We start from the raw sequence: 22,964 nt of genomic DNA, 5'->3' as shown, positions 1-22,964 counted from the left end.
CCGTGCCCCGGTTGCAAGGCACATCCTGGACGATTTTAGGAAGAGTTTGTATAGAGCACAACTTGTGTTTATTATGAACATATCGCCCTTCATCGCCCGCCATGAGCATCCCCGCGCTTCTCGAACAAGCCCGCCGGGCCTGGCCCGACCGCTGCGCCCTGATCGACGCGGACAGCGGCCGAAGCTACGGCTTTCCCGAACTGGTGGGCGAAGTGTTCGCCTTCTCGCACCGGCTGCTCGCGGCGTTCGACACCCGGCCGGGCGACCGCGTCGCGCTGCTGGGAGACGCAACGCCGGCTTTCCTGTTCGCCGACTATGGCGTGATGAGCGCGGGCCGCGTCCGGGTATCGCTGGACCCTGCCCTCGACCCGGCCGAACACCTCGCCCAGTTGCACGACTCCGGCGCGAAGGTGCTGCTGTACTGTCCGTCGCACGCCGACCGGGTGCAAGCGCTGCGACCGGGCCTGCAGGACTGCGGCATCGATGCCCGTCCGCTCGACAGCCTGGCGGGCGAAGCCGGGGCGGCCACGACCGGCCTGCATCCACCTGTCCCATGCGAACCGGACCGGATCGCGGCGCTGAACTACACGGGCGGCACCACGGGCATGCCCAAGGCCGTCGTGCATACGCACAGCAGCTATGCAGCGGCCCTTCACAACATCGTGGCGGCGCGCCGGCCATGGACGGGCGACCGGATGCTGAACATGCGGCCGCTCTGGCCGATCGCGGCGATATCGCTGCTGGCCCATCTGCTGCATGGCGGCACGCTCATCCTCGGCGGCCATTTCGAGCCCCGGCGCTTTCTCGAGCTGGCGGCGCGATACCGGCCGACCTGCACATCGCTGGTCCCCACGCACCTGGTCCGCATCCTCAGGGTGCTGCCCGACGTGCACGTCGATCTCGGCTCGCTGGCCTGCATCGAAATCGGCGCCGCCGCCATGCCGCCGGAACTGTTCGAGCAGGCAGTGGCCGCCTTCGGTCCCGTTTTTTCCGTCATCTATGGGCTGACCGAAGCACCGTGGACCTGCTATCGGCCGCCGTCCGCCGCCTCCGAACTGCTGGCCGATCCGGCCAGCACGCTGGGACTGGTCGGCCCCACGACCGACCGCGCCGAAATCGCCATCGGCGACGGCCGTACCGTCCTGCCCGCGGGCACGGTCGGCGAAGTGCTGATACGCGGCGGCCACGTCATGCAAGGCTATTGGAACCAGCCGGAGCTGACGGCTGCCGTGCTGGACGGCGCATGGTTCCACACCGGCGACCTGGGCTGTCTCGACGCCCGGGGCCGATTGCGCATACAGGGACGAGCCAAGGCCATCATCCGCACGGGCGGTAAATCGGTGCAGCCGGCCGAGGTGGAGCAGGTGCTGTGCAGCCATCCTTCGGTGTTCGAAGCCGCGGTCGTCGGCATCGCGGACCCCGAGTGGGGAGAAATCGTCGCCGCCGCCATCGTCGCGCGGCCCGGCTCCCGCCCCAGCCCCGACGAGCTGGCGGCGTTCTGCCGGGAACGCCTGTCCGCGCACAAGCGCCCCAAGCGCACGGTGTTCATGGACGCCCTGCCGCGCTCCCATTACGGTAAAGTGTTGACCCGGAAGGTCCAGGACGCGATCGCCGCCGCCCGCCAAGACTGAACTCCCTTTAGCGTGAACAGGCCCTAGCCTTGCAGACGACGCCAGAACACCGCCAGCCGGATGCCGACGGCACCGGACGGGTGCAATCCATAGACCGCGCCTTCATGGTGCTGCGCGAACTGGCCAGCACGCCCCAGGGCGCCACGGCGCTGGACCTGTCGCGCCGCACGGGCATAGAACGGACCACCGTCCATCGCCTGCTCAAGACACTCGTGCACTGGGACATGGTCACGGCCGACGACGGCGCCTATGCCTTGGGCCCCGAGTGCCTGCTGTTCGCCACGGCGCACGCCAGCCGGCTCAACGTGCGGCGCGCCGCGCTGCCCTACGCGGTCGAACTGCAGGAGAAAGTCCTGCACGGCCGTTCCGCGCTGGTGTCGATCTCGGTGCCGGCGCGCGACCGGGTCATCATCGTCGAACGCATCTGGACGCCGCGCACGCCGATGAACGTCATCATCGATATCGGCAACCAGTTCCCCATCGACGATTGCGCCAGCGGCAAAGCCATCCTGTCCACGTATGCCGACGACCTGTGCCTGGCCACGCTGGGCCAGGCCCGTTTCGACAAGGTCCGCCCCGCGCTGCGGAAAATCCGCCAGGCAGGGGGATTCTGCGCCACCGTGGGCCAGTACAAGCGCGGGCTGGCCTCGCTCGCCTGCCCCTTCCACGGACGAAGCCCGGCGGCGCTCGGCGCCATCGTCGTCTCCGGACTGGACCTGGATGACTGCCTGGACACGGGCTCGTCGCTGGCACAGCACCTGTACCGAGCGTGCGAGAACGTCTCGTCCGCGCTCCAGCACGGCTGACGCCGCGCGGCCGTCAGGCCGCCGGGTAGCGGCGCGGCCGCAGTCCCGCCTGGAACCAGTTGATCAGCGATACGCCGTCGAACACCGGAATGCCGAAGCGCTCCGCGATGTCGGCGCTGAACGGCGTCATGTTGGCGCACTCGGACACGATGGCGCCGACGTCCGGATGGCGGTCCAGCAGCCGCTCGGCGGCCTGGAGCACCTCGACACGCATCGCCTCGTGGCGCGGCACGACATCGCCCGACTTGATGGCGGTGACGAATACCGAGTCGGCCGGCATGCCCTCGACGGGCGTGCCGGCATCCACGCCCACCGCCTCCAGGTGCGAGGCATGCAAGCTCTCCTTGCTGAAGGTCAGTATCCCCACCCGCTTGTCCGGCGCGATCAGGCGCTGCGCCAGCGGAACCTGGAGCAGGCTGCTGGAGGCCACGGGCACGCCGCAGGCCGCCGCCAGTTCCCGCTGGTACAAGGCCAGGAAACCGCAAGTCGTGGCGATGCCGTCGACGCCGCCGGCGACCAGGTCCCGCGCCGCGGCCTTGAAGTCGTCCAGCAACCCCGAGGATTCCAGCGCCATCATCTTGTCCGGCGTCGCGCCTTCGACGATGCGGTACTGCACGGGGAAGTCCCAGGTACCCGCATGGCCGACATCGCCCGGCAGGCGGCAAAACCCGGTCTTGACCATCAGGATGCCGACGGTCACGCCGTGGAAAGTCTTCTTGCGTCCAGCCACCGTTGTTCCCCCGTCCCGATCACTTGGGTTCGATCTTCGCATCCGCGACAGCCTGCGCGTACTTCTTGCTTTCCTGCCGGACATAGTCGCCGAACTGCTTGCCCGTGACCGTGCCGGCAACCATCCCCTGCTTGTCCAGCCAGGCCTTGAATTGCGGCGATCCCAGCACCTTCGTCAAGCCAGCCTGGATACGCCTGGACACGGCTTCGGGCATGCCGGCGGGGCCCCACATGCCGTACCACGAGACGAAGTCCATGTCGGGCACGCCAGCCTCGCCCAGGGTGGGCACCGAAGGCAACAGCGCGCTGCGGCGCTCGCCCGTGACGGCGATGGCCTTCAGGCGGCCGGTACTGACGAAGGGCAAGGTAGTCAGCACGGGATCCATGATCGCGCTCAACTGGCCGCCCACGATGTCCGTCAGCGCGGGGGCGGACCCCTTGTAGATCACCATCGGGATCGACGTGCCCGCCCGGACGTTGAAGGTTTCCATGGCCAGGTGGCCGCCGGAACCGAAGCCCCCCACGCCAAAGTTGATCTTGTCCGGATGCGCCTTGGCCTCTTTGATGAAATCGCCGACCGTGGCGATGCCGCTTTGCGGCGACACGACGAAGACCAGGGGTGTGCTGGCCACCATGCCGATGGGCGTGAAGTCCTTGTGCAGATCGAAGCGCTGCTTCTCTTTCATCACGAGCGGGTTGACGATGACCGTGCTGGCCGTCAGCAGCAGCACATGGCCATCGGGCTCGGCGCCGGCGACATATTCCGCGCCGATGTTGCCGGAGGCTCCCGCCCGGTTCTCGACCACCACCTGCTGCCCGAACTCCTCGGACAACTGCGCGGCAAGCGCGCGCGACAGGGCATCGACCGTTCCACCCGGAACATAGGGCGCGACGATTCGCACCGGCTTGACGGGGAACCCCTGCGCCGATGCCGTGCCCGCCGCAAGAGCAAGGACAGCCGCCGCGCCCGCCGCCATTCTCTTCATCATCATCATGAACGCTTCCTCTGGCCGATGGAAGGAGCCGGAGCATCTGCGGGGATGCATGCCGGCACCCTCGGTTGATTGTTCGCAATATGGACAATATGTGCGAATCACGGCTAGGTTATGCGCGACGCTCCGTCCGGTCAACGAATTTTTAGGAAGAGATTCATGGCGTCCGGAAATGAGGCGTCACGGCTCGGCCGACGTCGCGGGCAACAAGGCCGACAGCGTTTCCAGCGTGTCGGCCTCTTCCACCGGCTTGTCCTGCCGCCAGCGCAACATGCGCGGAAAGCGCACCGCGATGCCGCTCTTGTGGCGCGTGCTGCGCGCGATCCCTTCGAATCCCAGTTCGAACACCAGGGTCGGCAGTACGCTGCGGACCGGTCCGAAGGTCTCCTGCGTGGTCTTGCGCACGATGGCATCCACCTGGCGGATCTCGTCGTCGGTCAGGCCCGAATAGGCCTTGGCGAACGGGACCAGGCCGCGTCCGGGCGTTCCCGGAGGCGCGTCCCAGACGGCGAAGGTGTAGTCGGTGTAGAGGCTGGCGCGGCGGCCATGCCCCTTCTGGGCGTAGATCAGCACGGCGTCCACCGAATAGGGATCCACCTTCCATTTCCACCACAGCCCCACGTCCTTGCTGCGCCCCACGCCGTAGCTGCCGCCGGCCTGCTTGAGCATCATGCCTTCCACGCCGCGCTCGCGCGAGCTCTCGCGCAGCCGGGCGTAGTCTTCCCAGGAGCTCTCCAGCAGCAGCGGACTGGGCAGCAACCCGGCACTTCCGGCGTCGGCCAGCAATGCGTCCAATGCGGCGCGGCGCTCGCGCTGGGGCCGGGCGCGCCAGTCCTGGCCCTCCAGCTCCAGCAGGTCGTAGGCCAGCAACGCCACGGGTATGTCGCGCAGGATGCGCGGGGTCAGGGTCTTGCGGCCGATCCGCTGCTGCAATTGCGCGAAGGGCTGCACCCTGCCCTCCTTGTGGACCACGATCTCGCCGTCCAGGACGGTCCCTTCGGGCAAGGCCGCCGCGGCCTGGAGCAGCTCGGGAAAACGGTCGCTGACCAGTTCCTCGCCGCGCGACCACAGCCAGGCTCCGCCCGCGCGTCGCACCAGTTGCGCCCGGATGCCGTCCCATTTCCATTCCACCAGCCAATCGGCGGGCGGGCCCAGCAGCCGCTCGAAGTCGGCGATATCCGCCTGCAAGGGATGGGCGAGGAAGAACGGATACGGCATCCCGCTTTCCTGGCGGCCGGCAGGCGCCTCGGCCGCGATCAGCGCCAGATAGCCCTGGGCCGAGGGCAATGCGTTCAGGTCGGTATAGCCCACCATGCGCTGCGCGATCTCCTTCGCGTCCACGCCGGCCAGCTCGGCCAGCACGCGCGTCACCAGCAGCCGCGACACCCCCACGCGGAAGCTGCCGGTGATGAGCTTGGTGAAGACCAGCCGGCCACGCGTGTCGAGCCGGCTCCAGGCCTCCAGCAAGCGGGGCTTCAAGGGTCCGGGGTCCATGCCGCGCAGCGGCAACAGGCTGTGCTCCATCCAGGCGGCCAGGCTGGCATCGTCAGCGTGCGGCGTGTCGGGCAGCAACAAGGCGATGGTCTCGGCCAGGTCTCCCACGGCCTGGTAGCTTTCCTCGAACAGCCACTCGGGAACGCCGGCGGCCTCGCGCGCATATTCCTTCAGCAGCTTCGCGGGCACCAGTTGTCGCGGTTTGCCGCCGGCCAGGAAATACACCGCCCAGGCGGCATCGGCCGGCGGCGCATGGCGCAGGTAGTCGAGCATGGCCGCCCGCTTGCCCAGGCTGGAGGTCGTGGCGTCGAGCGCGGCATAAAGATCGACGAAGGCTTTCATGCGTCGTCCGCCGGTGTCGCCGGATCGCCGATGTCGCCATCCTCTTCGTCGCCATCCTCTTCGTCGCCGTACTCGGTGGCGAAGGTCTCGGCATCCAGGCCGCGCTCGCGCAGCCAGCGCACCATGGCGTGCGCGCTGCCATGGGTCACGAAGACCCGCTGCGCCCCGGTGGCCTCGATGGCGCGCTGCAAGGCCGGCCAGTCGGCATGGTCGGACAGCACGAAGCCGCGGTCCACGCCCTTGCGTCGCTGGTTGCCCCGCACCCGCATCCAGCCGCTGGCATAGCCGTCGGAATGATCCCCGAAGCGCCGGAGCCAGGGCGAGCCCTGGGCCGAAGGCGGCGCCAGCACCAACGCCCGCCGCAGCATGGACCGGTCGGCAACGTCGGTCACGCGCGGCGCGGCGGGCAAGTCGACGCCGCTGCGGCGATACGCGTCATTGAGCACGGCCACGGCGCCATGCGCGATGACCGGCCCGATGGCCGGGTCCACGCTGGCCAGGACGCGCTGCGCCTTGCCGAAGGCGTAGCAGAACAGCACCGAGGCGCGTCCCGCGTCGGCGTTCCGCCGCCACCAGTCGTCGACCTCGCTGAACAGCGCCTCGCGGCCAGGCCAGCGATAGATGGGCAGGCCGAAGGTCGATTCGGTGATGAAGACATGGCAGCGCACCGGCTCGAAGGGTGCGCAGGTGGGATCGGCCTCGAGCTTGTAGTCGCCCGATGCCACCCAGACCTCGCCGCGATACTCGATGCGCACCTGGGCCGAGCCCAGCACGTGGCCGGCCGGATGCAGGGAAACCCTGACCCCGTTCATCTCCACCGCCTGCCCATAGTCCAGCGTCTGCAGCGGGATGTCGCCCAGGCGGATGCGCAGCACCTGTTCGCCCGCCGCGGCGGCCAGGTAGGCGCCGTGCCCCGCGCGGGCATGGTCGGCGTGGGCATGGGTGATCACCGCCCGTTCGACGGGGCGCCACGGATCGATATGGAAGCGCCCGGGCGGGCAGTACAGCCCGTCGCGGGTGGCGACGACGAGATCCATCGGCGGTTTCCGCATAAGCCAATAACCGGAAGATATGAGCGCCGCCGGGCGTACACAAGCCGGGGGTCGCAAGCGGATGGTTCGGTTCGTGAGCAGATGTGAACGAGCCGCTTGTACGCCGAGCTTCTGAGCAAATGCGAATTTCTTGGTTGGGTTCCGCGGATGGCTGGCTTATGGTGACAGCCTCGACATTCGGCAGCCCGCCATGCACTCGATACTGACCATTACCGGCAGCCCCTCGGCCGTCTCGCGCTCGACCCTGCTGGCCCAGACCCTGGACGCGCACCTGGAACAGGCGGGCTATGCCACCCGCTCGCTGAACGTGCGCGACCTGCCCGCCCAGGCCTTGCTGTCGGCCGACACCACCGACGCCCATATTGCCGCCGCGCTCCGGTCCCTGGCGCCGGTCGATGCCGTGATCATCGCCACGCCCATCTACAAGGCGGCCTACAGTGGAATACTGAAGACCTTCCTGGACCTGCTTCCCCAGACCGCGCTACAGGGCAAGGTCGTCCTGCCGCTGGCCACGGGAGGCTCGCCGGCCCACCTGCTGGCCGTGGACTATGCCCTGCGGCCCGTGCTGAACGCGCTTGGGGCGCGGCACATACTCAGCACGGTGTATGCCGCCGATGCGCAGATCACCGGCGACTCGGTCACAGGCTATCAACTCTCGCAGGACATCGCCGCCCGGCTGCTGGGCGGCTTGCGCGAGCTGAACGCAAGCCTGGGCGTGCGCGTCCCGCGCATCCAGCCGGTGGAAGTGCGGGAACGCCTGTACGCCTGACCCGTCACGGCGGGATCAATCGCCGACGATCTTGCGGTCCCGGATGATGGCGCCGAAACGCTTGGCGTCGTACTCGGCACGCTCGTGGAACTGCTCGGGCGTCATGGGCGCGGGGTCGCCGCCCAGGGCCACCAGGCGCTCGCGGAAGGCGGGCGTGCTCACGATCTTGTTGATCTCGGTATTGAGCTTGGTGACGATGTCCTTGGGCGTGCCGGCGGGCGCGTAGAAGCCGAACACGGTGTCGGCATCGAAGCCCTTCAGGCCCGCCTCGTCCAGCGTGGGCACGTTGGGGAACATGGGCGAGCGCGTCAGGCTGCCCACGGCCAGCATGTTGAGCTTGCCCGACTGCACGTGCTGCATGGCAATGCCCGGGTCGAAGGCGAAGTCGATCTGACCGGCCAGCAGGTCCACCAGCGCGGGCGCGGCGCCACGGTACGGGACATGGACGGCGCTCACGCCGGCCTGGCTCTGGAACATCTCCGCGGCCAGGTGGGGCGAGCTGCCATTGCCCGGCGTGCCGTAGGTCAGCTTGCCGGGATTGGCCTTCAGGTAGCCGATGAACGACTTGACGTCGGTGGGCAGCTTGCCCGGCTTGACCACCAGGAACACCTTGACCTTGGCGGCCGCGGCCACGGGCGCGAGGTCCTTGATCGGGTCGAAGGACATCTTGGGATAGATGTAGGGGTTGACTGACACCATGCCGCCGGAACTCATCAGCAGGGTGTAGCCGTCGGGCGCCGAACGGGCGACCGCCTCGCCGCCGATGTTGCCGCCCGCCCCGCCCTTGTTCTCGACCACCACGGGCTGGCCCAGCGCCTCTTGCAGGGGACCGGTGATGGCGCGCGCGATCTGGTCGGCGGCGCCGCCCGGCGGGAAGTTGACCACGACCTTCACGGGCTTGGTCGGATAGGCTTGCGCCACGGCGCCGAAGGCGACCGCGCATCCCAGCGCGAGCGCGCTCCACCTGGCCGCGAGGGCCGCTTTGCCTGCTTGACGGTTCATGTCTGTCTCCTGTTTTGTCATGAACGAACACGGATGCCCGCGTCCGCGCCCGGCCGCGACGGGCGCGAGCGGAGCGATCAGAACGGGTAGTGGCGCGGCGTGGTCTGCACGGTGATCCAGCGCAGTTCGGTGAACTCGTGGATGCCGGCGTTGCCGCCGAAGCGGCCGATGCCGCTGGCCTTGACACCGCCGAACGGCATCTGCGCCTCGTCGTGCACCGTGGGGCCGTTGACGTGGCAGATGCCCGACTCGATGCGCTTGGCCACTTGCATGGCACGCGCCACGTCGCGCCCGAACACGGCCGAGGACAGGCCGTACTCGGTGTCGTTGGCGCTGTTGATGGCGGCCTCGACGCCATCAACCCGCACTACCGCCTTGACCGGCCCGAAGGATTCCTCGCCGTAGATGCGCATGTCGGGCGTGACGCGGTCCAGGATGGTGGCGGGCATGAGCGTGTTCTCGGCCTTGCCGCCGCACACCAGCACCGCGCCCTTGGCCAGCGCGTCGTCGATCATGGCGTTGCAGCGTTCGACGGTAGCCATGTCGACCACCGATCCCAGCACCGCGGGCCCCTTGCGCGGATCCTGCAGCGGCAGCGACTTGGCCTTGGCGCCGAAGCGCGCGACGAATTCGTCGGCGATCTTCTCGTCGACGATGATGCGCTCGGTGGACATGCAGATCTGGCCCGAGTTGGCGAAGGCGCCGAAGGCGGCGGCGTTGACCGCCGCGTCCAGGTCGGCGTCGTCCAGGATCACCAGCGGCGCCTTGCCGCCCAGCTCGAGCACGACCGGCTTGAGGTACTTGGCGCAGGTCTGCGCGATGATCTTGCCCACGCGCGTCGAACCGGTGAAGTTCACCCGGCGCACGGCGGGATGCGAGACCGCGGCCTCGACCACCGCGCCGGCATCCGCCGGGTCGTTGGTGACGAAGTTGACCACGCCCGCGGGAAAGCCCGCTTCGTTCAAGGCCTCGACGATCAGCCCGTGCGTGGCGGGGCACAGTTCGGAGCCCTTGAACACGACCGTGTTGCCGCAGGCCAGCGGCACGGCCACCGATCGCACGCCCAGGATCACGGGCGCGTTCCACGGCGCGATGCCCAGCACCACGCCCGCGCCCTGGCGCACGGCCATGGCCAGGCTGCCTGGCACGTCGGACGGAATGACCTCGCCGCTGATCTGGGTGGTCAGGGCGGCGGCCTCCTGCAGCATGCCCGCCGCCAGGTGGACGTTGAAGCCGGCCCACATGGCCGATGCCCCGGTCTCGGCGGCCATCGCCTCGATGAAGGCCGGCGCCTTGGCTTCGAGCGCCTGGGCGGCCTTGAGCAGCAGCGCCCGGCGCTCGCCCGGGCCGGTCTCGCGCCAGCTCGTGAACGCGCGCGCGGCGGCGTCGACCGCCTTGGTCATGTCCTCGGGGGTGGCGGCCGGCGCCCGGGTCGCGACCGAGCCGTCGAGCGGATTGCGGCGCTCGAAGGTCGCCTTGCCGGAGGCCTCGGCGGATTGGCCGTCGATCAGCATGGTCAGGGTTTTCATGTCAGTCTCCTGCTCTGGAAGAATGGGGATAGTGACGGCGGAATCAGGCGATTTCCACGTCCACCAGGATGGGCACCGGCGATGCCAGCGCTTCGCGCAGCACACCGGCCAGCTTGGCGGGGTCCGACACCCGGATACCCTGGCAGGCATGCCCGCGCGCCAGCGACACGAAGTCGAGATCGGGCAGGTCGGTGCCGGCAAGCGGGTCTTCGGGCTTGAAGCCGAAGGTCGGGGCGAACTCCGTCAGGGCAGCATAGCGCCGGTTGTTCAGGATCACGAAGGTGATCGGCAGCTTGAGCTGCGCCGCGGTCCACAGCGCCTGGATGGAGTACATGCTGGAGCCGTCTCCGATCAGACCGATGACCTTGCTTTGCGGCTTGGCCAGCGCGACGCCCACGGCGGCCGGCATGCTGTAGCCCAGGCCGCCGCTGCACATGGTGTAGAAGGTCTCGCTTTGCAGCATGGGCAGGTACTTGTGCATGACCGGCCGCGCGCTGGGCGACTCCTCGACCACGATGGAAGCGGGATCGCGCACCTCGGCCAATGTCTGCAGCACGTAGGCCACCGACATGGGCGAGGACGGCTCGGCGCGCGGCAGCGGCGCCCGCGGGGCGGGCAGTTCGCGCGCCGGCGGCGAAGCCCGCGCCAGCAGTTCGCGCACGCCCAGGCTGATGCTGCCCACCGCCGCGGTGCCCACCGGCGCCCAGGCCGCGACCTGCGGATCGTCGGTGAGCTGGACCAGCTTCGCGCCGGGCGGCAGGTGCGGCCCGAAGCCTTCGACGTGATAGGTGAAGGCCGGCGCGCCGATCACGAAGATGCAGTCGTAGCCACCCAGCATCGAGACGATCTTCTCGCGGATGGCGGGCAGGAAGCCCATGAACTGGCGATGGTCCTCGGGGAAGCCGCAACGGCCCGACATGGGCGCGACCCACACGCCCGCCTTGTGGCGCTCGGCCAGTTGCACCACGTCGTCCCAGGCGCCGTCGCGGTCGACGGAGGCGCCGATGACGAAGGCCGGACGCCGCGCAGCGTCCAGCGCGCCGGCGATCTCGGCCATGACGTCGGGATCGGGCCGCAGCAGCTTGCCGACCCGGCGGGCCTCGACCGGCTCGCATGCTCGCGACCAGTCGTCTGCCGGCACCGAGATCAGCACCGGGCCGCACGGCGGCTGCATGGCGATGTAGTAGCCGCGCGCGATGGCCAGCGGAACGTCCTCGGCCCGCGCCGGCTCGCAGCTCCACTTCACGTAGGGCTTGGGCAGTTCGGTGGCCTGCGCCGAATGCAGGAAGGGATCGAAGGGCAGGATGGAGCGCGACTGCTGGCCGGCGGTGATGACCAGCGGCGTACGGTTCTTGTAGGCGGTGAAGATGGTGCCCATGGCGTTGCCCACGCCGGCCGCCGAATGCAGGTTGATGAACGAGGCGTTGCGGCGCGCCTGCGCGTAGCCGTCGGCCATGGCGACCACCACGCCCTCGTGCAGCCCCAGCACGTAGTCGAAGTCGCTGGGGAAGTCCAGGAAGAGCGGCAGCTCGGTGGATCCCGGGTTGCCGAAGATGGTGGTCATGTCGAAGGCGCGCAGCAGGTCGAGCACGGCTTCGCGGACGGTGGTCATGGGTCTCGTCTCCGCGGTGTGATGGTGTGCGGGCCGGGGTCCGTTTCCTGAGCCCGGCGAATCCCGAGAGTATGGCCAGCATACCCTTGCCTGAACATTGCTTTTTCAGGAAAAAGTCATTACCTTTTGGCATGACTTTCGACATACGCCAACTCAACGCCTTCCTGGCCGTGGTCCAGCACGGAACGCTGGGCCGGGCGGCGCAAAGGCTGAACATCACCCAGCCCGCCCTGAGCCGCACCATCCGCCGGCTGGAAGAACAGATCGGCGCCCCGCTGTTCGAGCGCTATGCGACCGGCATGATGCTGACCAGCTTCGGCCAGGCGCTGCTCCCCCACGCCACCCTGCTACAGCGCGAAGCGGAACAGGCCACCGAGGAAATCGACGCGCTGCGCGGCCTCTCGCGCGGCACCATACGCGTCGGCGCGGTGGCCAGCGCGGTCAGCCTCGTGCTGCCCATGGCCATCGGACGCGTGCTGGCCCAATGGCCGAACCTGCAGGTCCATCTGCTCGAGGGCGTGGGCGACCTGCTGACCGACGCGCTGCTGACTCACGACATCGATCTCGCCATAGGCGTGTCGATGCCGGACACGGCGGACATCTGCGTGATCCCCGACTGCGAATGGCACGACACCAGCCAGATCATTGCCGCGTCCACGCATCCGCTGCGCAAGCGCGCCCGGCTGCGCCTGGAAGACACGCAAGGCCACAAATGGGTGCTGCCGCCGCGCGGCACGGCGCCGTTCGACGAACTCATGCACCTGTTCGCCTCGCGCGGCCTGCCCCCGCCCGACATCGTGGTGGAGACGCGCTCCATCATCGCCATCAAGAGCATGGTGGCCCACGCCGGCTTCCTGAGCTGGATGCCGCACCCCATGTTCGAGGCCGAGCGCGGCGCGGGGCTGGCCGACACCCTGCCCATTCCCGGCGCGGCCCTGCAACGCCGGCTGATGGTGTTCCGCCGCACCAAGGGCATTCTTCCCCAGCCGGCCGTCAAGCTGCTGGACGAACTGCGGCTGATGTGGGCGTCTCCTACCCGCTGACGCGCTTGCCGGCCAGCGCGGCGTCGACCGCTTCTATCCAGTGCACGACCGGGGTGTCCGTGCCGGCCTGCAGATGCGCCAGGCAGCCGATGTTCGCGGACAGGATGAGATCGGGGCCGGCCCTGCCCAGTTCGGCGAGCTTGCGGTCGCGCAGCTCACCGGCGATCTCGGGCTGCAGCACCGAGTAGGTTCCCGCCGATCCGCAGCACAGGTGGCTTTCCGAGAACGGCTGGAGCGCGAAGCCCAGGTCCGCCAGCAGGCGCTCGACCAGCGGCCTCAGGCCCTGCCAATGCTGGAGCGTGCACGGCGGATGGAAGACCGGCCGCGCGGCCAGCCGGCCGGCCAACCGCGGAGCCAGCTCGCCCGCGTGCGGCGCCAGCACCTCGGCGATGTCGCGCACCATGCCCGACACCCGCGCCGCCCGGCCGGCATAGGCCGGATCGTCGCGCAGGTGGTGCGCGTACTCGCGCACGGTGGCGCCGCAGCCCGAGGCGTTCATCACGATGGCCTCGATGCGGCCCGCTTCGATGTCGGGCCACCAGGCATCGACATTGGCGCGCATCTGCGCCAGCGCCGCCGCCTGCTGGTTCAGGTGGAAGCGCGCCGCGCCGCAGCAGCCCGAACCCGGCGCGACCGAGGCCGAGATCCCCACGGCATCGAGCACGCGCAGGGTGGCCGCGTCGATGGCCGGCATCATGGAAGGCTGCACGCAGCCCGCCAGCATCAGCACCTGGCGCTCATGGCGGCGCCGCGGCACCTGGCCCGCCGGCCGCCGCGGCGGCACCTTGGCCGCCAGCGCGGACGGCAGCAAGGGGCGCAGCGCCTGCCCCAGCCTCATGGCCAGCCCGAAGGCCGGCGTAGCCAGCGTCCTGCCCAGCACCGCGCGCTTGAGCTGGTCGCCGGGCGCCCTTTCCACGCGCGTCTCGACCATCCTGCGGCCGATGTCGATCAATTGCCCGTATTCCACGCCGGACGGACAGGTCGTCTCGCAATTGCGGCAGGTCAGGCAGCGATCCAGGTGCAACTGGGTGCTGGCCGTGACCTCGCCCCCCTCAAGCATCTGCTTGATCAGGTAGATGCGGCCGCGCGGGCTGTCCAGTTCGTCGCCCAGTACCTGGTAAGTGGGACAGGTCGCGGTACAGAATCCGCAATGCACGCACTTGCGCAGGATGGCCTCGGCCTGCCTGCCATCGGGGGTGTCCTTGATCGACTCCGTCAGCCGTGTCTGCATGGAATGGGTGGTTCGTGTCTAGAGGTCGGGATACATGCGGCCGGGATTGAACACCCCTTCCGGATCGAATTCGTTCTTCAGGCGCCGATGGATGGCGGCCACGGGCGTCGACAGCGGATGGAACACGCCCGACGCCCGCGCCTCGTCCACCGATGCGGCGCGAAACAACGTGGCATGCCCACCCGCCAGCGCGGCCGCCTGGCGCACGCGCTGCGCCGGCACGGGCCCGCTCAGCCATCGCTGCGCGCCGCCCCATTCGATCAGCGTGGGCCCCAGGCCCAGCGGCCGGGTCACCGACGGCAGCGACAGGCGCCACAGCGAGCGCACGGCCAGGAAGGGATGCGTATGGTCGCGCAGCGACCGCCACCATGCCTGGGCCTCTTCGTCCGGCAACGCCTCGCCGCCCAGCGCCGCGCGTGCCGCCGCGATCGCGGCCTGGGCGCCCGACAGCCGGACGGTCAGGCATCCGCCGCACCAGGCCGTGGCGCTGACCGGCAACGCCTGGCCGCCCCAGGCATTCATCCGGCGCAGCGCCGTCGCCTCGTCCATCTCAAAACGCAGCGTGGTCTCGCAGGCGGGCCGGGGCAGCACCTTCAGCGACACCTCCAGGATCGCGCCCAGCGTACCCAGCGAACCGGCCACGAGGCGGGACACGTCATAACCCGCCACGTTCTTCATGACCTCGCCGCCGAAACGCAGCACGCGCCCCTGGGCATCCAGCAGGCGCACGCCCAGCACGAAATCGCCGACCGAACCGGCGCTGGCGCGGCGTGGTCCGGCCAGCGCCGTCGCGATGCAGCCGCCCAGCGTGGCGCCGGCCGAGAAATGCGGCGGCTCGAAGGCCAGCATCTGGCCCTGCTCCGCCAGCATTTCCTCGACTTGAGCAAGGGGCGTACCCGCCCGGGCGCTCAGCACCAGCTCGCTGGGCTGGTAGTCGATGACACCCGCGTAGGGCGACAGGTCGAGCACGGCATCGTGGTCCACCGGCAGCCCGTAGAAGCCCTTGGTGCCGCCGCCGCGGATGTACAGCGACTTGCGGCCCACATGGGCCATCAGCACGCGGGCGCGAAGATCGGATAACAGAACGTCCATGGCCGGGAATCAGAAGCGGGGGATCTCGGGAAAGCGGATGGCATCGCGGTGCACGTGCCGGCGTCCGTATTCGTTGCACCGGGCCAGCGTCGGGATGGCCTTGCCCGGATTGAGCAGGCCGGTCGCGTCGAAGGCGTGCTTGATGCCGAAGAAGACGTCCAGCTCCTCGCGCGCGAACTGCACGCACATCTGGTCGATCTTCTCGGCCCCCACCCCATGCTCGCCGGTGATCGTGCCGCCGACCTCCACGCACAGCTCCAGGATCTCGGCGCCGAATTGCTCGGCCCGCTCGACCTCGTCGATGTCGTTGGCATCGAACAGGATCAGCGGATGCAGGTTGCCGTCGCCCGCATGGAACACATTCGCGCAGCGCAGGCCGTACTTGTGCTCCATCTCGGCGATGGCCGACAGCACGCGCCCCAGGCAGCGGCGCGGGATGGTCCCGTCCATGCAGTAGTAGTCGGGAGAAATCCGCCCCGCCGCCGGAAAGGCATTCTTGCGGCCGGCCCAGAACAGCAGCCGCTCGGCCTCGGAACCGGAAACCTGCAGGCGCGTCGCGCCGCACTGGGCGAACAGCGCCTCGATCCGGCAGATCTCGTCGGCCACTTCCTCTTCGGTGCCGTCCGATTCGCACAGCAGGATGGCCTCGGCATCGAGGTCGTAGCCCGCGCACACGAAGGGTTCCACCATGTGCACGGCGCGCCGGTCCATCATTTCGAGTCCGGCGGGAATGATGCCGGCCGCGATGACCCGGGCGACGGCATCGCCGGCCGCCTCGACCGACGCGAAACTCGCCATGACCACCCGCGCCACGGCCGGACGCGGGATGAGCTTGACCGTGACCTCGGTCACGATGCCCAGCATGCCCTCGGAGCCGATGATGATGGACAGCAGGTCCAGGCCGGGCTCGTCCAGCGCCGACGAGCCGAGCTCCAGCACCTCGCCGTCCATCGTGACCACGCGCGCCGCCAGCACGTTGTGCACCGTCAGGCCGTATTTCAGGCAATGCACGCCGCCCGAGTTCTCGGCCACGTTGCCGCCTATGGTGCAGGCGATCTGGCTGGAGGGATCGGGCGCGTAGTAGAGCCCGTGGGGCGCGGCGGCCTCGGAGATGGCCAGGTTGCGCACGCCCGGCTGCACCACCGCCAGGCGCGCCTCGGGGTCGACATGGACGATGCGGTTGAACTTCGCCAGGCCCAGCAGCACACCCTCGGCATGCGGCGTCGCGCCGCCCGACAACCCGGTGCCCGCGCCGCGCGCCACCACCGGCACGCCCATCCGCTTGCACAACCGCAGGACCTGCCGCACCTGCTCCTCGGTCTCCGGCAGCACCACGACCATGGGCAACTGGCGGAACAGCGACAGTCCGTCGCATTCGTAGGGACGCGTGTCCTCTTCCCTGAACAGCACACAGTAGTTGGGAAGCACAGCGCGCAATGCCTGCACCACCTCTACCTGGCGCTCGGCCGCGATCGGGTCCAGCCCGATTTCTGTTGGGGCGTTCATGCACATCTCCAGTAACTTCTGAAGATAGCGTGCCCCCGCTTTCCCCAATAGTGGTATTACCCCCCGGGAAGCCCACCCCCTACCCGCTACGCGGGCCCCCTCAAGGGGGCGATGCGGGTGGACCGGCGGAGCCGGATCCACCGCATCCTGGGTCTAGTACCTGTTTCTTGAGGGGTGGCACCGGTGCTATCGCTGGCCGCCAGCGATAGCACCGATGATTCGGTCCAAGATAACCTCCCTAGACCCAGGAAACCGCGGATCTGGCTTTGCCAGTCCGCCGGTTTCGCCCCCTTGAGGGGGCGCCCGAAGGGCGTAGGGGGTGGGCTTCCCCTCAGCGCGTAGGGGGGGGCAATATCTTCCCGGGATTGAGGATATTCAACGGATCGAAAGCCTGTTTCACCTGCCGCATCAGCGCCAGCGCGTCCTCGCCGTGCTCCTCGGCCAGGAATTGCATCTTGTGCAGGCCCACCCCGTGTTCGCCGGTGCAGGTGCCGTCCATGTCCAGGGCGCGGCGGACCATGCGGCGGTTGATGGCCTCGGCTTCGGCCCATTCGGCCTCGCTGTCCGGGTCCAGCAGCATCTGCACGTGGAAGTTGCCGTCGCCCACGTGTCCGACCACGCAGGTGGGGAAGCTGGCCTGGGCCAGGTCGGCGTTGGTTGCGCGGATGCAATCGGCCAGCCGGGAAATGGGCACGCAGACGTCGGTGCTGGAGGCGCGCGCGCCGGGACGCAGCTGCAGGGTGGCGAAATACGCGTTGTGGCGCGCGGCCCAGAGACGGTTGCGGTCCTCGGGATGCACGGCCCATTCGAAATCCATGCCGCCGTGCTCGCGCGTGATCTCCTGCACCGTCGTGGCCTGTTCCTCGACCCCGGCCGGGCTGCCGTGGAACTCGAACAGCAGCAGCGGCGTCTCGCGCAGGGTCAGCTTGCTGTAGAGGTTCAACGCGCGCACGGTGGCGGTGTCCAGCAGTTCGACCCGGGCGACCGGGATACCCATCTGTATGGTCTGGATGACCGCGGCCACGGCCGCATCGACGCTGGGGAAGTTGCAGACCGCCGCCGACACGGCCTCGGGCTGGGGATACAGGCGCACCGTGACCTCGGTGATGATGCCCAGCGTGCCTTCGCTGCCGATGAAAAGACGGGTCAGGTCGTAGCCCGCCGAGGATTTCTTCGCGCGCCGCGCCGTGCGGATGACCTTGCCCTGGGCCGTGACCACCGTCAGGGACACGATGTTGTCGCGCATCGTGCCGTAGCGTACCGCGTTGGTTCCCGACGCCCGCGTGGCGGCCATGCCGCCCAACGAGGCGTCCGCGCCGGGGTCGATGGGAAAGAACAGCCCGGTATCGCGGATTTCGTTGTTGAGTTGCTTGCGCGTGACGCCGGCCTGCACGGTAACGGTCAGGTCGTCGGGGTTGACCGACAGGACGCGGTTCATGCGGGACACATCCAGCGTAATGCCGCCTTCGATGGCCAGCACATGCCCTTCCAGCGACGATCCCGAACCGTAGGCGATCAGCGGCACGCCGTGCGCGGCGCAGGCCTGGACGGCCGCCACCACGTCCTCGGTGCTTTCGGCGAACACCACGGCGTCGGGCGGCACCGCCGGATAGGGCGACTCGTCGCGGCCGTGGTGTTCCCGCACGGACGCATTGAGCGACAGGCGGTCGCCGAAATGAGCGGCCAGCGCATCGAGGCAGGCCTGGGGCACCGGACGGCGCAGCGAGGAAAAATCGGGGGCATTCATGAATCGACAGCCTGAGGGTGGATCCCCCAGATTTTACGCCCTGCCCCCCCAATCAGGCCCGCCGCACCGCCGCACCGCCGGCGGCACGAAGGCCGTGACCGGCGGCGCGTCGTCAACGCGCTCGATCTCGACCAGGGCGGTCTGCGCCATCGAGCCCTGCGCCAGGCTCGACGTGCCCTTGTCGAGCGTCACCATGTTCGGATTGCCATGCTTGTCCAGCGAACCGGGCTCGCCGCCTTGCAGCGGGTCGTACCAGGCCCCGGTGGCGATCTGCGCGACGCCCGGCATCAGGTGCCCGGCCAGCACGGCTCCCGCCAGGAAGGCCCCGCGGTCGTTGAACACGCGGACCACGTCGCCTTCCCGGATGCCCCGCGCCTCCGCGTCGTCGGGATGCAGGGCGATGGGCTCGCGCCCGGCCACCTTGCTGGCGCGGCTGGCCTGCGCCGGATCGAGCTGGCTGTGCAGCCGGGTGGCCGGCTGGTTGGACAGGAGGTGCAGGGGATAGCGCGCGGCCTGCGCGCCGCCCAGCCATTCGGCCGGCTCCAGCCATGCGGGATGGGCCGGGCAGTCCGCGTAGCCATAGCCCTCGATCGTGCGCGAATGGACCTCTATCCGGCCCGAGGGCGTGGCGAGCGGATGGCCCCCGGGATCGCGGCGGAAATCGTCCAGCAGCACGCAGCCGGTCTCGGGCTGGGGAAAGGCGAATTGGCCGGCCTGCCAGAACGCATCGAACGCCGGCGGCGCGTAGCCCGACTCCCGGGCCTTGGCGGCCGCGACCTCGTACATGTGGCGCAGCCAGCCCATCTCGTCGCGCCCTTCGGTATAGGCCGCCTCGAAACCCAGGCGCCCCGCGACCTCGGCCAGGATGTCGAAGTCGTTGCGCGCCTGCCCCACCGGCGGAATGACCTGCCGCATGGCCATCCAATAAGGGGAGTTCTCGTGCGCCAGGATGTCGTTGCGCTCCATGGTGGTGGTCGCCGGCAGCACGATGTCGGCATGCCGGGCGGCGGGGTTCCACCACGGCTCGTGGACGATGACCGTTTCCGGCGCCTGCCAGGCGCGCAGGAAACGGTTCAGGTTGGTGTTGTGGTGGAAGGGGTTGCCGCCTATGGAATAGATCAGGCGGATGTCCGGGAACGTGATGGCCCGGCCGAAGCACTCGATCTGCTTGCCGGGATGCAGCAGCATGTCGGCGATGCGGCCCACCGGCACGTAGGTCTTGATCGCATTGGGCCCCAGCGGCAGCGTCGGGCGCGGCATGCCCTCGACGCGTGGCGCCGTCATGCCGTTGACCGCGCCGAAGCCGATGCTGAAGCCGCCGCCCGGCAGCCCGATCTGCCCCAGCATCGCGGCCAGGGTGACCAGCATCCACACCGGCTGCTCGCCGTGATCGGCGCGCTGCACCGACCAGCTCAGGTTCACCATGGTGCGGCTGCCCGCCATCCTGCGGGCCAGCGCGCGGATCTGGCCGGCCGCAATGCCGGTGATGGCCGCCGCCCACTCCGCGCTGCGGGGCGGCCCGCCGTCGCGGCCCAGCAGATAGGCCTCGAAGCGCGCGTAGCCTTCGCAATGGCTGGCCAGGAACTCCCGGTCGTGCAGGCCTTCCGAGGCCAGCGTATGGGCGATGCCGAGCATCATCGCGGTATCGGTATGCGGGCGGATGGGCATCCATTCCGAACGGGACGCGGGCGGCTGGTCCGCGCGCGACGGACTGATGGTCACGAACACGGGCCCGCCGCTTCCTGTGTTCCGGTACCAGTCGGGGTTGTCGTGCACCACCGCGCCGCCGGGGTCGAGCTGGGTATTCTTCAGGGCGGCGCCGCCGAACATCACCATCAGTTCGGTCGAGGCCATGACTTCCGGCCACGATGCCACCAGATTGGTGATGTCCGAGCGCCCCAGGACGTAGGGCATGATGCCCAGCGCGGCGCCGAAGCTATGGTTGCCGCGCTTGTCCACGTAGCCGCCGTGCAGGCCCAGGAAACGCTTGAGCACGCTGGGCCCGTGGTGCAGCCGGCCGGCGCTGGCCCAGCCATACGAACCGCCGTAGATGGCCTCGTTGCCGTGCTCGGCCTTGACCCGGGCCAGCTCGTCGGCGACCAGGCCCAGGGCCTGGTCCCAGCCGACGGGCACGAAGGCGTCGCCGCCGCGCCCCTGGCCGTTGCGATGGCGCAGGTAGCCCGCCCGGACATAGGGCTGGTCGATCCGCAGCGGCCCGCGCACGATCTCGGGCAGGCCCCGCACGAAGCTGGCCGGATGCGGGTCGGCGCGGAACGGCACGGTATCGACGATGGCGCCTTGCTCGTCGGTCACCACGTCGTAGACGCCCCAATGCGAGGCGGTCTGTATGGTTCGGGTCGCCACGTGTCCTCCTGGGAAGATGGAACGATCGCCGGCCGTCAGTCGGCCTGGATCTTCAATTCGTCGATCAGCCGCCCCAACTGCCGGTAGTCGGCGGCCACCCGGGCTCCGAGCTTTGCGGGCGAGCCCCCCGCCGGCACGGCCGACCATGCCGCCAGCGCGAAGAACGCGTTCCAGGCGCACAGGCGCACGTCGGGAAACCCGGACTCGGCGATGGAAGGCACATTCGGCAGGAACGGCGTGCGGTCGGGATCCGCCACCGCGATGGCCGTCAATTTGCCTGCCTTGAGATACTGCCTGACCGGCCCGATCGTCACAAGCGCGACCGGAATGTGGCCCGCCACGACGTCGGTCACGGACGGCGCGACGCCCTTGTAGGGACGCGCCATGACGTCGGTGTCGCTGCCAGGTGGATAGGCGACCACGATGGTGATAGGCTTTTCAGCATAGCGTTGCGCGTGGCCGGCCGCGCTCCAGCCCCCCCCCGCGACGGCCAAGGCCGCGCCCAACCGCCGACGAGTGATTTTCGACATGACGTTCCTCCGTGGAATCCCCGGCACTATAGGAATCGCCCGCTTCTTCCACTGGCGAGAAACCGTCAGTTTTCGGCGAAGAACCGACATATGACCCTGCTGCCCGTGCCCCTGCCCGTCGACATGGCGGGCGAGCCGCTGCGCGTCGTCGTGCGCGAAGGCCAGGCCGGCGAAACCTCGCTCCACACCCACGCCTGCGGACAGCTGCTGTATCCCGAGCGTGGCGCCACGCTGCTCCAGACCGGGCACCACCTGGTCCGGCTGGGCCCCAGCCGAGCCGCCTGGATCCCTCCCGACCTTCCCCACGCGGTGCTGATGGAGCGCCCCTACCGGTACCACAGCGTGTATATCGATGCGGCCGTATATGCCGAGCCGGCCTTTGCCGTGACGGGAATCAGCCCCCTGCTCAGGGAACTGATCTTCGACGCGGGACGCTGGGACGCTTCGCACGCCGACGCCTCATCGCGCCATTGGAAGACCCGGGTGATCCTGGACGAGATCCGCCGGGCCCCGCGCGTGGCAGCCGGCCTGCCCATTCCCGAGGACGCGCGCATCGCCCAGATCTGCCGGGCGCTGGAGGCCGACCCGTCGGATGGCAGGACGCTGGCGCAATGGGCGGCGCAGGCCGGAGCCAGTGAGAAGACGATGCAGCGCATCTTCGTGAAGCTGACCGGACTGTCGTTCCAGCAGTGGCGCAATCATGCACGCATGACACGCGCGCTCGAGCTGCACGGCCAGGGCCGCCGAATGCTCGATATCGCGGTCGAGCTGGGCTATTCCAGCGAAGGCGCCTATTCCCACGCTTTCAGGCAATTCTACGGATACTCGCCCAGCCAGTTGAAGAGAAGGAAAGCGGAAACGCCCTGACTACAATCCACGCACGGCGATGCCCACAGGGGCATGCACAGGGACCCTGATCATGGAGCATTCATGGGACATCGATTGAGCGTGATCGCCACGCGCACCGGCGACGACGGCACCACCGGCCTGGCCACCGGACCGCGCGTGGCCAAGGACTCGCCGCGCATCGCGGCCATCGGCGACGTGGACGAACTCAACAGCGCGGTGGGCCTGCTGGCGACCGAAGCCTTGCCGCAGGACATCGCGCACGACTTGCTGGACATCCAGCACGATCTGTTCGACCTGGGGGGAGAACTCAGCATGCCCGGCCACGTCCTGCTGACTGAGGCGCGCGTGGCGCACCTGGACGGCCTGCTGGCCGATTACAACGCCCGGCTGCCGCCGCTGCGCGAATTCGTGCTGCCCGGCGGAAGCCGGCCGGCGGCCCTGGCCCACATGGCCCGTACCGTATGCCGCCGAGCCGAACGCAGCGTGGTGGCGCTGGCCGGCGTCGAGACCGTCCATGCGCCGCCGCGGCAATACCTGAACCGCCTGTCGGACCTGCTGTTCGTACTGGCCCGCGCCATCAACCAGGATGCCGGCGCGCCGGAAGTCCTGTGGCGCTCGGGCCGTACCCGAGGCCTCTAGCCGCG

The 22,964-nt window shown here is 69.0% G+C and carries 19 protein-coding genes; 6 read left to right on the top strand and 13 right to left on the bottom strand.

Features of this window, described 5'->3' with window-relative positions:
- Positions 1–101 precede the first annotated feature (101 nt).
- Both R4823_RS06200 and R4823_RS06195 read left to right on the top strand, forming a co-directional pair.
- Entirely contained in the window at positions 102–1,631 is a 1,530-nt protein-coding gene (locus R4823_RS06200; RefSeq protein ID WP_338617950.1) for a class I adenylate-forming enzyme family protein, read from the top strand.
- A 29-nt stretch (positions 1,632–1,660) separates the two neighbouring features.
- Positions 1,661–2,437, top strand: coding sequence for an IclR family transcriptional regulator (locus R4823_RS06195; protein WP_279816772.1), 777 nt, complete (start codon positions 1,661–1,663; stop codon positions 2,435–2,437).
- A gap of 13 nt (positions 2,438–2,450) precedes the next feature.
- Here R4823_RS06195 and R4823_RS06190 read toward each other — a convergent pair whose 3' ends face one another.
- The 4 genes from R4823_RS06190 to R4823_RS06175 form a co-directional block, all read right to left on the bottom strand.
- On the bottom strand, positions 2,451–3,167 hold the full coding sequence (locus tag R4823_RS06190) for an aspartate/glutamate racemase family protein (protein WP_279816769.1): 717 nt from the start codon (positions 3,165–3,167) through the stop codon (positions 2,451–2,453).
- 19 nt (positions 3,168–3,186) lie between these two features.
- A complete protein-coding gene (locus tag R4823_RS06185) occupies positions 3,187–4,161 on the bottom strand; it encodes a tripartite tricarboxylate transporter substrate binding protein (protein WP_165963049.1) in 975 nt (324 codons plus the stop codon).
- Positions 4,162–4,338: 177 nt separating this feature from the next.
- Positions 4,339–5,994, bottom strand: a complete 1,656-nt coding sequence (locus R4823_RS06180; RefSeq protein ID WP_087837058.1) for an ATP-dependent DNA ligase — start codon at positions 5,992–5,994, stop codon at positions 4,339–4,341.
- On the bottom strand, positions 5,991–7,031 hold the full coding sequence (locus R4823_RS06175; RefSeq protein WP_087837059.1) for a ligase-associated DNA damage response exonuclease: 1,041 nt from the start codon (positions 7,029–7,031) through the stop codon (positions 5,991–5,993). The genes R4823_RS06180 and R4823_RS06175 overlap by 4 nt, the downstream gene beginning before the upstream one ends.
- Positions 7,032–7,236: 205 nt before the next feature.
- On the opposite strand from R4823_RS06175, the gene ssuE reads away from it, so the two are divergent.
- On the top strand, positions 7,237–7,815 hold the full coding sequence (gene ssuE / locus R4823_RS06170) for an NADPH-dependent FMN reductase (protein WP_087837060.1): 579 nt from the start codon (positions 7,237–7,239) through the stop codon (positions 7,813–7,815).
- 15 nt (positions 7,816–7,830) lie between these two features.
- Here ssuE and R4823_RS06165 read toward each other — a convergent pair whose 3' ends face one another.
- From R4823_RS06165 to mdlC, 3 genes are all read right to left on the bottom strand, one after another.
- A complete protein-coding gene (locus tag R4823_RS06165) occupies positions 7,831–8,817 on the bottom strand; it encodes a tripartite tricarboxylate transporter substrate binding protein (protein ID WP_087837061.1) in 987 nt (328 codons plus the stop codon).
- A 77-nt stretch (positions 8,818–8,894) separates the two neighbouring features.
- The gene (locus R4823_RS06160) at positions 8,895–10,346 is read right to left on the bottom strand and encodes an aldehyde dehydrogenase (RefSeq protein WP_087837062.1); all 1,452 of its coding nucleotides are present in this window, start codon (positions 10,344–10,346) and stop codon (positions 8,895–8,897) included.
- A gap of 43 nt (positions 10,347–10,389) precedes the next feature.
- Complete coding sequence (mdlC, locus tag R4823_RS06155) at positions 10,390–11,958, bottom strand: benzoylformate decarboxylase (protein WP_338617947.1); 1,569 nt, start codon at positions 11,956–11,958, stop codon at positions 10,390–10,392.
- A gap of 131 nt (positions 11,959–12,089) precedes the next feature.
- Here mdlC and R4823_RS06150 point away from each other — a divergent pair, with 131 nt between their 5' ends.
- Complete coding sequence (locus R4823_RS06150) at positions 12,090–13,001, top strand: LysR family transcriptional regulator (protein ID WP_207958586.1); 912 nt, start codon at positions 12,090–12,092, stop codon at positions 12,999–13,001.
- On the opposite strand, the gene glcF is transcribed toward R4823_RS06150, so the two are convergent.
- The 6 genes from glcF to R4823_RS06120 form a co-directional block, all read right to left on the bottom strand.
- Positions 12,991–14,232, bottom strand: coding sequence for a glycolate oxidase subunit GlcF (gene glcF / locus R4823_RS06145; RefSeq protein ID WP_087837065.1), 1,242 nt, complete (start codon positions 14,230–14,232; stop codon positions 12,991–12,993). The two genes, R4823_RS06150 and glcF, sit on opposite strands and share 11 nt — an antisense overlap.
- A gap of 18 nt (positions 14,233–14,250) precedes the next feature.
- Complete coding sequence (glcE, locus tag R4823_RS06140; RefSeq protein WP_087837066.1) at positions 14,251–15,324, bottom strand: glycolate oxidase subunit GlcE; 1,074 nt, start codon at positions 15,322–15,324, stop codon at positions 14,251–14,253.
- A gap of 9 nt (positions 15,325–15,333) precedes the next feature.
- The gene (locus tag R4823_RS06135) at positions 15,334–16,830 is read right to left on the bottom strand and encodes an FAD-linked oxidase C-terminal domain-containing protein (protein WP_087837067.1); all 1,497 of its coding nucleotides are present in this window, start codon (positions 16,828–16,830) and stop codon (positions 15,334–15,336) included.
- A 331-nt stretch (positions 16,831–17,161) separates the two neighbouring features.
- Entirely contained in the window at positions 17,162–18,577 is a 1,416-nt protein-coding gene (locus R4823_RS06130) for an FAD-linked oxidase C-terminal domain-containing protein (RefSeq protein ID WP_338617945.1), read from the bottom strand.
- Positions 18,578–18,610: 33 nt separating this feature from the next.
- Entirely contained in the window at positions 18,611–20,941 is a 2,331-nt protein-coding gene (locus tag R4823_RS06125; RefSeq protein WP_338617944.1) for a molybdopterin-dependent oxidoreductase, read from the bottom strand.
- 35 nt (positions 20,942–20,976) lie between these two features.
- Positions 20,977–21,471 (bottom strand): tripartite tricarboxylate transporter substrate-binding protein, encoded by a 495-nt coding sequence (locus tag R4823_RS06120; RefSeq protein WP_338617942.1) that lies wholly within the window; start codon positions 21,469–21,471, stop codon positions 20,977–20,979.
- 90 nt (positions 21,472–21,561) lie between these two features.
- Between R4823_RS06120 and R4823_RS06115 the strand changes: the two genes are divergently transcribed.
- Together R4823_RS06115 and R4823_RS06110 are read left to right on the top strand one after the other, a co-directional pair.
- Complete coding sequence (locus R4823_RS06115) at positions 21,562–22,338, top strand: AraC family transcriptional regulator (RefSeq protein WP_087837071.1); 777 nt, start codon at positions 21,562–21,564, stop codon at positions 22,336–22,338.
- A 63-nt stretch (positions 22,339–22,401) separates the two neighbouring features.
- On the top strand, positions 22,402–22,959 hold the full coding sequence (locus R4823_RS06110) for a cob(I)yrinic acid a,c-diamide adenosyltransferase (protein ID WP_087837072.1): 558 nt from the start codon (positions 22,402–22,404) through the stop codon (positions 22,957–22,959).
- Positions 22,960–22,964 lie beyond the last annotated feature (5 nt).

It is taken from the genome of Pigmentiphaga sp. CHJ604, assembly GCF_036972535.1.
GTDB classification, from domain to species: domain Bacteria; phylum Pseudomonadota; class Gammaproteobacteria; order Burkholderiales; family Burkholderiaceae_B; genus Pigmentiphaga; species Pigmentiphaga daeguensis.
Note: the sequence above shows the minus strand (reverse complement) of the source record. Positions and strands in the feature narration are given on the sequence as shown.

Excerpts from the sequence above, each read along its gene's own strand:
- R4823_RS06120 (WP_338617942.1), bottom strand. The coding sequence starts at position 21,471 with ATGTCGAAAATCACTCGTCGGCGGTTGGGCGCGGCCTTGGCCGTCGCG.
- R4823_RS06175 (WP_087837059.1), bottom strand. The coding sequence starts at position 7,031 with ATGGATCTCGTCGTCGCCACCCGCGACGGGCTGTACTGCCCGCCCGGG.
- R4823_RS06180 (WP_087837058.1), bottom strand. The coding sequence starts at position 5,994 with ATGAAAGCCTTCGTCGATCTTTATGCCGCGCTCGACGCCACGACCTCC.
- mdlC (WP_338617947.1), bottom strand. The coding sequence starts at position 11,958 with ATGACCACCGTCCGCGAAGCCGTGCTCGACCTGCTGCGCGCCTTCGAC.
- R4823_RS06130 (WP_338617945.1), bottom strand. The coding sequence starts at position 18,577 with ATGAATGCCCCCGATTTTTCCTCGCTGCGCCGTCCGGTGCCCCAGGCC.
- R4823_RS06115 (WP_087837071.1), top strand. The coding sequence starts at position 21,562 with ATGACCCTGCTGCCCGTGCCCCTGCCCGTCGACATGGCGGGCGAGCCG.
- R4823_RS06200 (WP_338617950.1), top strand. The coding sequence starts at position 102 with ATGAGCATCCCCGCGCTTCTCGAACAAGCCCGCCGGGCCTGGCCCGAC.
- ssuE (WP_087837060.1), top strand. The coding sequence starts at position 7,237 with ATGCACTCGATACTGACCATTACCGGCAGCCCCTCGGCCGTCTCGCGC.
- R4823_RS06110 (WP_087837072.1), top strand. The coding sequence starts at position 22,402 with ATGGGACATCGATTGAGCGTGATCGCCACGCGCACCGGCGACGACGGC.
- R4823_RS06160 (WP_087837062.1), bottom strand. The coding sequence starts at position 10,346 with ATGAAAACCCTGACCATGCTGATCGACGGCCAATCCGCCGAGGCCTCC.
- R4823_RS06150 (WP_207958586.1), top strand. The coding sequence starts at position 12,090 with ATGACTTTCGACATACGCCAACTCAACGCCTTCCTGGCCGTGGTCCAG.
- R4823_RS06165 (WP_087837061.1), bottom strand. The coding sequence starts at position 8,817 with ATGAACCGTCAAGCAGGCAAAGCGGCCCTCGCGGCCAGGTGGAGCGCG.
- glcF (WP_087837065.1), bottom strand. The coding sequence starts at position 14,232 with ATGCAGACACGGCTGACGGAGTCGATCAAGGACACCCCCGATGGCAGG.
- glcE (WP_087837066.1), bottom strand. The coding sequence starts at position 15,324 with ATGGACGTTCTGTTATCCGATCTTCGCGCCCGCGTGCTGATGGCCCAT.
- R4823_RS06135 (WP_087837067.1), bottom strand. The coding sequence starts at position 16,830 with ATGAACGCCCCAACAGAAATCGGGCTGGACCCGATCGCGGCCGAGCGC.
- R4823_RS06185 (WP_165963049.1), bottom strand. The coding sequence starts at position 4,161 with ATGATGATGATGAAGAGAATGGCGGCGGGCGCGGCGGCTGTCCTTGCT.